The sequence below is a fragment of the Streptomyces sp. SID9727 genome (assembly GCF_010550605.1).
GTDB lineage: Bacteria > Actinomycetota > Actinomycetes > Streptomycetales > Streptomycetaceae > Streptomyces.
On record NZ_JAAGNI010000300.1, the window covers coordinates 1 to 8,891 of the forward strand.

Here is an 8,891-nt window from a genome sequence, read left to right on the forward strand (position 1 = left end):
GCGCCCTCGTACCCGGCGGCGGCGTGCACCACGGGCAGGCCGGGCGGCTCCGGCGAGGGCCGCACGCGGCGCGGCGCTCCGCCGTGCACCTGTGCGCCGCACGCTTCGCACAACTCCGTGCGCGCCCTGCCGCAGCCGCCGCAGGACACGGGAAGCACGAGCCCGCTGATCTCCCGCCACCATCCCCGCACACCTCAACTGTGCTCCTTGCGGAGCCGACGGGCCACCCCTGTGGAAAACCCGCCCGGCGGCGCTGTCAGCCCGGGTAGACCAGCGCCGAGCCCTCCTTGAGCACGGTCTGCCAGTTGTCCCCGGGGAGGAGCTTGACTATCCCGTCGCCGTAGGTGTCCGCCATCAGCGGCAGCTGTTCGTCGTCGGCGGCGGCGATGGCCAGCACCTGGTTCACCCCGGGCAGGACGCCCGAGGAGGGGGTCGAGCCGTCCGCCTGCACGTAACGGACCTGCTGCACGCCGCCCTGCTCCTTGCCGACGACCACGAGCCGGCTGCGGCCGGACCAGGACACCGCCGTCACGTCCGCGAACTGCGGCGCCGCCTGGCGCAGGTCGACCACGGACACCTGGGCGTCGTCCTGCGGGCCGAGCCGTTCGATCCGGCCGATCTTCAGGGTCGTGTGGCCGTCCTTCGTCAGCAGCAGCGCTATGCGCACCCCGTCCGAGGAGAGCCGCAGCCCGGCGATGCGGCTGCCGCCCAGGTCCGGCACGCTCACTTCACGCGGTTTGTCCGTGCCGTGGGGAAGCCGCAGCAGCCTGGGGTTCTCCGGGTCGCGGTCGGCCACCCAGAGGTCGCCCCGGCCGTCCCAGCTGGGCGCCGTCAGCCGGTCGTCGGGGTCGGCCGCCCTGCTCGTCACAGCCGGTACGGGGAGCTCGCCGTCCACGGCGATGGAGGCCACGTAGAGCGACTCGTCGTGCTGGGAGAGCACCGCCGCCGACTGCTCGTCCCGGGCCACGCCGACCGCGCTCACCTTCAGCGCGCCCTCGCCGAAGGGTCCGGCCACCGGCTCCGGCTCGCCGCTGCCCCTGGTGCTGCCCGGGATGCGCTCCACCCGGCCCTTGGCGTCGACGAAGTACTGGCTGTCGGGTCCGCCCGAGGAGCCGTCGGGGGCGTACTCCTCGGCCTGGTCCGCGTCGAGCACGCACAGCGGCGAACCGTCGGAACGCTGCAACTCCACCTGTTCGACCCGCGCGGACGTCAGGTCCCGCAGAGTGAAGAGGACCTGCGAGGCCATCATCCGGCAGACCCGCTGCCCGGTCCCGTCCGCGTTCCTGTTGAGCGGGACCTTCAGGACGTTGCGGTCGTCCGGCGTCAGCGAGGCGACCCCCTTGCGGAGGTCCGTCCCCGTGGGAAAGCGGGAGGCGACGACCGGCCGCAGCCAGTCGGTCGGGCCCCGCAGAAGGCTGCGGACCGCCTGCGTCACCGTGTCCATCCCCGTCGCGGGGTCGGTCCGGTTGCGGAGGTAGACGGGGTCGGCGACGAGAGTGGCGTCCGCGTCGGACCGACCGGTCGCGAAGTAGTACTTATTGACCGAGCGGTACAGCCGCTTGAAGTCGGACTGGCCGAGCACCAGGCCGTCCGACACGGAGTCGATGCGCCATTCCCTGCCCTCCGGCGTCTTCTCCCGCACCAGGTGGACCGTGCGGGAGTAGTCCGTCGGCACGAGCGGCTGGTACGCGTTCCGCGCGTCGACCGTCGCCACCTGCTCCCCGGTCAGGGTGAAGCTGACCTCGGTCGTACTGCGGTCGTGGTCGCGGGCCGGGCGGTCGCTCCGGTTGGGCGCCTTGGCCAGCACGGTGGTCTCCGCGCTCGGCTTCCACCGCCGCGACGCCTCCTTGGTGAGGTACTTGCGCGTGATCCGGAAGTCGGAGTCGTCGCTGGTCATCGATTCGAGGAAGCCGTCCACCACCTCGTTCGGGGTGGCGCCGTCCCGTGGGGCGACGGCGTACACCTGCACCTGGGAATCGCCGGGCTGCGAGGCGTCGACGGCCTTGACGTCCCCGGAGACGGGCATCGAGCCGCACGCCGACAGCACGAGCGCGCCGCATCCGGCCAGCACGGTCGCCCCCACCGCACGCCCACGGCCGCCCTGACGACGGTCAGTCCTCACGGATCGTGTCCTCCCGCCCCGGTTCGTGCCCCGGAGAGTCGTTGTGACCGGCCTGCCGTTCCTCCGAAGGACGCGGCACCACCCGCGCCCCGTTGCCCGGCAGGGCCGCTGGATGCACCGATGCGGGCGCGGTCCTGGCCGGCACCGGAAGCGGGGCCCGGCCCGTACCGGCGTGCTGCGAGGGCACGGCGAGCAGCCGGTTCCCGCCGCCCGGGGCGGAAGCGTCCTCGGCCCGCTCCCGGCTCTCCCGGTTGCGCCGCGAGTCCTCCGGCTCCAGGGGTATCGGCGAGCCCCGCAGCGGCTCGTCCGCCGTACGCGGCAGCGTCAGCCGGAACTGGGAACCGCCGCCGGGCTCGCCCCACGCCTGGAGCCAGCCGCCGTGCAGCCGCGCGTCCTCCACCGCGATGGAGAGGCCCAGGCCGGTACCGCCGGTGGTCCGGGCCCGGGCCGGGTCGGCCCGCCAGAAGCGGTTGAAGACCCGGGTCGCCTCGCCGGGCTTCAGCCCCACGCCGTAGTCCCGGACGGCGACGGCGACCGCTCCGCCGGCCGCGCCCATGCGCACGACCACATCGCGCCCTTCGCCGTGCTCGACGGCGTTGACGACGAGGTTGCGCAGGACCCGCTCGACGCGTCGTGCGTCGGCCTCGGCGATCACCGGCTGCTCGTCGCCGACGACCCGGATCCGGGTGCCCTTGCGCTCGGCGAGCGGCTCGGCGCCGCCGATCACCCGGCGCACCACCTGCCGCAGGTCTATCGGCTCCGCCTCCAGCGCGGCGGCGCCGGCGTCGAAGCGGCTGATCTCCAGCAGGTCGGAGAGCAGCGACTCGAAACGGTCGAGCTGGTCGCCCAGCAGCTCGGCGGACCGGGCTGTGACGGGGTCGAAGTCGACCCGTGCCTCGTGGATGACGTCGGCGGCCATCCGTACTGTCGTCAGGGGCGTACGCAGCTCGTGCGAGACGTCCGAGACGAACCGCCGCTGCATCCGGGACAGCTCCTCCAGTTGCTGGATCTTGAGCTGGAGGCTCTGCGCCATCTTGTTGAACGCCTCGCCGAGCCGGGCGATGTCGTCCTCGCCCGTGACCTTCATCCGCTCCTGGAGCCGGCCGGCGGAGAGCCGTTCGGCGATGCCCGCGGCCATCCGTACGGGGGTGACGACCTGGCGCACCACGAACCAGGCGATGGCGCCCAGCAGCACCACCACGAACAGGCCGGCGGTCGCCAGCGTGCCCTTGACCAGGTTCAGGGACTTCTCCTCCTGCGTCAGCGGGAAGACGTAGTAGAGCTGGTACGGGTCGCGGTCGATGTCGTAGAGGCGCTTGCCGACGATGAGGCCGGGCTGGGACTCCTGCCCGTTCTCGTACTCGATCAGTGAGTACGTCTGGAAGGCGCCGGGGCCCTTGTTCACCGCGTCCCGCAGGCTCTGCGGGATGCTGGCCGCCTTGACGTGCCCCGAACCACGGGGCGCACGGGCCCCCTCGTCGGCACTGAGCGCCATCACGTTGAAGGCGTTCTTGCCGCCGCTGGCGAGCTGGTCGACGAGCTCGGTGCGCCAGGAGTTGTTCTCTATCGTGCCGTCCGCCACGTCGTCGCCCTGCCCGGCGACGGGGGTGAGCGGCGCGTTGGCCTTCTCCTGGGCGGCCGCGAAGCCGCCCGCGGCCTGGGTCTGGGCAGCCTTGCCCTTCGCGTCGAGCAGGCCGTTGCGCACCTGCCCGATCACGACGAGGCCGAGCAGCAGCACCACTCCGAGCGACATCAGCAGCGTGCCCGCGACGACCCGCAGCTGGAGGTTGCGCCGCCAGAGCCGGACGACGGGGAGCAGCGGACGCCGCACCCAGCGCATCAGCAAGCGCGGCACCGGCCCGCCGGGCGCCCGGTCCTGGAACAACCGGCCGCCCTGCAGGAAGCGCTCGACGGGGGACGAGGTGCGCCCTGAACCGGCAGCCCGCTCCGCACGGACTCCCGGCTCCCCGGGCTTCGGAGCAGTGCTACCCAGGGACATGTCAGCTCGGTCCGGCCTTGTAACCGACGCCTCGGACCGTCACCACGATCTCCGGCCGCTCCGGGTCCTTCTCGACCTTGGAGCGGAGCCGCTGCACATGAACGTTGACCAGACGAGTGTCCGCCGCGTGCCGGTAACCCCAGACCTGCTCAAGGAGCACCTCACGGGTGAAGACCTGCCACGGCTTGCGCGCGAGCGCGACCAGCAGGTCGAACTCCAGCGGCGTCAGGGCGATGGACTGCCCGTCCCGCTTCACCGAGTGCCCGGCGACGTCTATGACCAGGTCCCCGATGGTCAGCTGCTCCGGGGCCGGCTCTTCGGACCTGCGCAGACGTGCCCTGATCCGGGCCACCAACTCCTTCGGTTTGAACGGCTTGACGATGTAGTCGTCGGCCCCGGACTCCAGGCCCACCACCACGTCAACCGTGTCGCTCTTGGCAGTCAGCATGACGATCGGCACACCCGACTCGGCCCTGATCAGCCTGCAGACCTCGATGCCGTCCCTGCCGGGCAGCATGAGGTCGAGCAGGACCAGGTCCGGCTTCGCCTCTCGAAATGCAGCAAGTGCCCTGTCGCCGTCCGCTACGAACGACGGCTCGAAACCCTCACCACGCAGCACAATGCCGAGCATCTCGGCCAGTGCGGTGTCGTCGTCGACGACAAGGACGCGTCCCTTCATAAACGACATCATCCCATTAGCTCATGGTTACCTGCGATGATCTGGCACACAGCTCTGCCAGCCCGGCCCCCGTGACCGGCGAGATCACGCCTTCTTCCGTGACGATCGCCGTGACCAGCTCCGGCGGCGTGACATCGAAGGCGGGGTTGTACGACTGAGTCCCCACCGGGGCGACGAGCACCCCGCCCACCTCCTCGTCCCCCGCTCCACGCGGTGGGACTGTGAGCTCCGTCACCTCCCGCCCGGAACGCTGCTCCACGATGATGGACGCGCCGTCCGCGGTGAGCAGATCGACGGTCGTCGTCGGCGCGACCACGATGAACGGTACGTGGTGGTACTTGGCGAGCACCGCCAGCGGATAGCTCCCCACCTTGTTGGCCACCGACCCGTCCGCGGCGATGCGGTCCGCCCCGATCAGCACGGCGTCCACCTCCCCCGCCGCGAACAGCGACCCCGCCGCGTTGTCCGTGAGCAGGCTGTACGGCATGCCGTTGCGCGCCGCCTCGTACGCGGTGAGCCGGGCGCCCTGCAGCAGCGGACGGGTCTCGTCCACCCACAGCCGCCTCAGTCGTCCTTCCCGGTGGGCCCCGAGCGCCACCGCGAAGGCGGTGCCCTCACCCCCGGAGACGAGCGCCCCCGTGTTGCAGTGGGTCAGCAGCCGGTGGCCCCCGCCCGGAACCAGCTCGTCCAGCAGGGCGAGCCCGTGCCTGGCCATCCGGCCGCTGGCCTCGGCGTCCTCCTGGTGCAGCGCCTTGGCCTCCGCCAGCGCGGCCGCCCCGGCCCGTTCCTGACCGGCTCCCTTGTCGAGTGCCGCCCAGTACGCCGCGGCGGCCCGCCGCACGCCGTACCCCAGGTTCACAGCGGTGGGCCGGGCCCGCTCCAGGAGCCCGGTGGCCTCCGCCACGTCATAGCCCCGCACCGCCGCCAGGGCCACCCCGTAAGCTCCGGCGATCCCCAGCAGGGGCGCCCCCCGCACGGCGAGCGTCCTGATCGCGTCCACCAGAGCCGGCACGTCGGTGCACACCAGCTCCGTCTCCTCCGCGGGCAGCCGCCGCTGGTCGAGGAGCACCAGCACGGGGCCTTCCGGAGGTTCGTCCCAGCGAATTGAGGGCAGCCCGGCGGGTTCGATGCCCACGGGCGTTTGCGCGTCCTGATCAGCCATCCGCCCAGTCTGCCCGGTGACCCGCCCGGAGCTGAAGGCACGAGCCGGTCACAGGGCCCGGCCCGGATGGCGTCGACGCGTGACACGATGGCTGCCAGCCTGACGCCGCGACGCGCGGACAGGACCGCGAAGGAGCGACCATGAACGACACTCCGGGCTGGGCCTCGCCCGGATCCGCCCCCTCCGACGACCAGCAGACGAACGGCCGCGAAACGGACCACCGAGAACTGGCCGACCGAGAAGCGGCGGATCGGAAGACGGCTGGTCGGGAAACGGCAGCTCAGGACGCGACAGGCCAGAACGCGGACCGTCGGGAGACCGACGGCAAGCCAACGGCCGCCCGGGAGACGGACGGCCCGGAAACGGGCATCCCCCACCCCTCCAAGCCGGCCGACGACGCCGCTCCCTCGGGGACCTGGGCCGCCCAGCAGCCGCCCGCCGGCCAGTGGTCCCCTCCGAGCCCCACCCGCATCGGCTCCGCCGCCCCGGCGCCCCACCCGGGTCGGGGCACCCGTGCACACAGCCCCGGCCCCGGCTGGAACTCCCCGCCGCGGGACGCCGGATGGGGCCCTCCGCCGCAAGGATCGGGGTGGGGCGGCCCGCCGCCGGCGGCGAAGCCCGGAGTCATCCCGCTCCGCCCGCTCGGCATCGGCGAGATCCTGGACGGCACCGTTTCCACCATGCGCGCCCACTGGCGCACGGTGCTCGGCATCACGCTCGCGGTCGCCGTGATCGCCCAGACCGCCATCCTCCTCATCCAGCGCAATCTGCTGCCGAACCCTCCCTCGGTCGACAGCGACGCCACCGGCTCCGAGGCGCTGCGTCAGGCCACCGAATCGCTCCGGTACAGCCTCCTGGACCTCGCCCCGCCCCTGTTGATCTCGATGCTGGCCACGATCTTCACCACGTCGGTCATGACCGTGGTGATCAGCCGCTCCGTGCTGGGCCGCCAGGTCACCTTGTCCGAAGCCTGGGCCGAAGCCCGACCCAGGCTCCTCCCCCTGCTGGGCCTGACCCTCCTGCTCGCCGTCATGGGCGGAGTGATCATGACCGCCGGCGTCCTCCCCGGATTCCTGATCGGCGACACTGCGGGAGTCGGCCTCGCATTCCTCGGGCTGCTCGCCGCGACAGCCGTCTTCCTGTGGCTGTCGGTCCGATTCAGCCTGGCCGCGCCCGCGCTGATGCTGGAACGGCAGTCGGTGGCCGCCGCCATGCGTCGCTCCGCGAAGCTCGTCCGGGGCGCCTGGTGGCGGACGTTCGGCATCCTCGCGCTGACCTGGCTGCTGACGCTGGTCGTCGGGCTGGTGGTCGGCATCCCCTTCGGCGTCGTCGCGATGGGAGTGGACGACGGCACCCTGAGCTCCCTCCTCTCCGGGGAAGCCACCACCGAGTTCGGCTGGCCGTTCCTGATCATCACCGCCATCGGTGACGTGGTCGCCGCCACCCTCACGTATCCGCTCGCAGCCGGAGTCACGGCCCTTCTCTACGTGGACCAGCGCATCCGCCGCGAAGCGCTCGACCTCGACCTGGCCAGGGCAGCGGGGCTGCCCGGCTTCGACAGCAAGAACTGACACCGTCTCGGGGGCGGGCGGTACGGCAGCACGACTGCCGGCACGCGCGATCGGCGGCGCCCCGTGAACGCCGGCCGCCTGCCCATCCTGGAGGCGGCCGGCGCGAACTGTCCAAAGACGCGGACAGCGGCCCGGGGCTTCGACGCCGTCACATGCGGGCGCCGCTCCGGGACCAGCACGGCCCCTCGTCCCCGCTCGGCGGACCGCTACGGCAGCAGGGCCATCGCCGAAAGACGGCACTGCGCGCGTTTCCCCTGGCGTGGCCAGGACCTGCTGGGCCCGATCCCTCGCCGCGTCGCACGAACTGGGCGCCTAAGGGCTGTCCACACCCGCCGTGATGCCGAGCGCTGCCGCCGGCCCCGCTGATCCGGCACAGCCGCCGCGCGCCATGGACCGTGCGCGTCCTTCCGCCGTTCACAAGCCGCAAGCGCCCCGTCGCGCCTCGCCAGAATGCCGAACTCAACGGTCGCTCCAGCGTTCTCACACGCGTTCTCACACGCGGGGAGGCCACGGAGTTCGACCGCCTGAGCGCTTACGTTCCCGGGAGCGACGTCCGATCGATGGGCTGGCGGGCCACCACGCGCCCGCCCACGGTCGCCCGAGCTGAAACGCAGAAAAGCCCCGTGCCATCGGCACGGGGCTTTCCCACAATAATTGTTCGGCGGCGTCCTACTCTCCCACAGGGTCCCCCCTGCAGTACCATCGGCGCTGAAAGGCTTAGCTTCCGGGTTCGGAATGTAACCGGGCGTTTCCCTAACGCAATGACCACCGAAACACTATGAAATTAGAACCAACCGGGCAACAACACGGCTGTTCGTTATTTCAGAACTAACACAGTGGACGCGAGCAACTGAGGACAAGCCCTCGGCCTATTAGTACCAGTCAGCTCCACCCGTTACCGGGCTTCCACATCTGGCCTATCAACCCAGTCGTCTACTGGGAGCCTTAACCAATCAAGTTGGTGGGAATACTCATCTCGAAGCAGGCTTCCCGCTTAGATGCTTTCAGCGGTTATCCTTTCCGAACGTAGCCAACCAGCCATGCCCTTGGCAGAACAACTGGCACACCAGAGGTTCGTCCGTCCCGGTCCTCTCGTACTAGGGACAGCCCTTCTCAATATTCCTACGCGCACAGCGGATAGGGACCGAACTGTCTCACGACGTTCTAAACCCAGCTCGCGTACCGCTTTAATGGGCGAACAGCCCAACCCTTGGGACCGACTCCAGCCCCAGGATGCGACGAGCCGACATCGAGGTGCCAAACCATCCCGTCGATATGGACTCTTGGGGAAGATCAGCCTGTTATCCCCGGGGTACCTTTTATCCGTTGAGCGACAGCGCTTCCACAAGCCACTGCCG

Annotated in this window: 5 protein-coding genes, 2 rRNA genes and 2 pseudogenes; 2 read left to right on the forward strand and 7 right to left on the reverse strand. The window is 70.9% G+C overall.

The features are described 5' to 3' along the window. The 5 genes and pseudogenes from G3I41_RS19875 to mtnA form a co-directional block, all read right to left on the reverse strand. Positions 1 to 191 (reverse strand): annotated as a pseudogene (locus G3I41_RS19875) (ComF family protein); the annotation flags it as partial. A 65-nt stretch (positions 192 to 256) separates the two neighbouring features. After that, complete coding sequence (locus G3I41_RS19880; RefSeq protein WP_164401687.1) at positions 257 to 2,026, reverse strand: LpqB family beta-propeller domain-containing protein; 1,770 nt, start codon at positions 2,024 to 2,026, stop codon at positions 257 to 259. Positions 2,027 to 2,111: 85 nt separating this feature from the next. Further along, a complete protein-coding gene (gene mtrB, locus G3I41_RS19885) occupies positions 2,112 to 4,121 on the reverse strand; it encodes an MtrAB system histidine kinase MtrB (RefSeq protein WP_203601369.1) in 2,010 nt (669 codons plus the stop codon). A gap of 1 nt (position 4,122) precedes the next feature. Continuing rightward, positions 4,123 to 4,812 carry a two-component system response regulator MtrA gene (gene mtrA / locus G3I41_RS19890; protein WP_203601371.1) on the reverse strand — a complete coding sequence of 230 codons (690 nt, stop codon included), beginning with the start codon at positions 4,810 to 4,812 and terminating at the stop codon, positions 4,123 to 4,125. Positions 4,813 to 4,816: 4 nt separating this feature from the next. Beyond that, positions 4,817 to 5,962 (reverse strand): S-methyl-5-thioribose-1-phosphate isomerase, encoded by a 1,146-nt coding sequence (mtnA, locus tag G3I41_RS19895; protein ID WP_164401682.1) that lies wholly within the window; start codon positions 5,960 to 5,962, stop codon positions 4,817 to 4,819. Positions 5,963 to 6,102: 140 nt separating this feature from the next. Here mtnA and G3I41_RS19900 point away from each other — a divergent pair, with 140 nt between their 5' ends. Beyond that, positions 6,103 to 7,533, forward strand: coding sequence for a glycerophosphoryl diester phosphodiesterase membrane domain-containing protein (locus tag G3I41_RS19900; RefSeq protein ID WP_164401683.1), 1,431 nt, complete (start codon positions 6,103 to 6,105; stop codon positions 7,531 to 7,533). Positions 7,534 to 7,895: 362 nt separating this feature from the next. Continuing rightward, positions 7,896 to 8,132 (forward strand): annotated as a pseudogene (locus G3I41_RS36940) (hypothetical protein); the annotation flags it as partial. Between the two features lie 57 nt (positions 8,133 to 8,189). Here the strand turns inward: G3I41_RS36940 and rrf are convergent. Together rrf and G3I41_RS19910 are read right to left on the reverse strand one after the other, a co-directional pair. Continuing rightward, a 5S ribosomal RNA gene (gene rrf, locus G3I41_RS19905) occupies positions 8,190 to 8,306 on the reverse strand. 79 nt (positions 8,307 to 8,385) lie between these two features. Next, a 23S ribosomal RNA gene (locus tag G3I41_RS19910) occupies positions 8,386 to 8,891 on the reverse strand; the annotation flags it as partial.

Bases quoted from the DNA above. Each gene is read 5' to 3' on its own strand.
- G3I41_RS19900 (WP_164401683.1), top strand. From the start codon at position 6,103: ATGAACGACACTCCGGGCTGGGCCTCGCCCGGATCCGCCCCCTCCGAC.
- mtrB (WP_203601369.1), bottom strand. From the start codon at position 4,121: ATGTCCCTGGGTAGCACTGCTCCGAAGCCCGGGGAGCCGGGAGTCCGT.
- G3I41_RS19880 (WP_164401687.1), bottom strand. From the start codon at position 2,026: ATGCCCGTCTCCGGGGACGTCAAGGCCGTCGACGCCTCGCAGCCCGGC.
- mtrA (WP_203601371.1), bottom strand. From the start codon at position 4,812: ATGATGTCGTTTATGAAGGGACGCGTCCTTGTCGTCGACGACGACACC.
- mtnA (WP_164401682.1), bottom strand. From the start codon at position 5,962: ATGGCTGATCAGGACGCGCAAACGCCCGTGGGCATCGAACCCGCCGGG.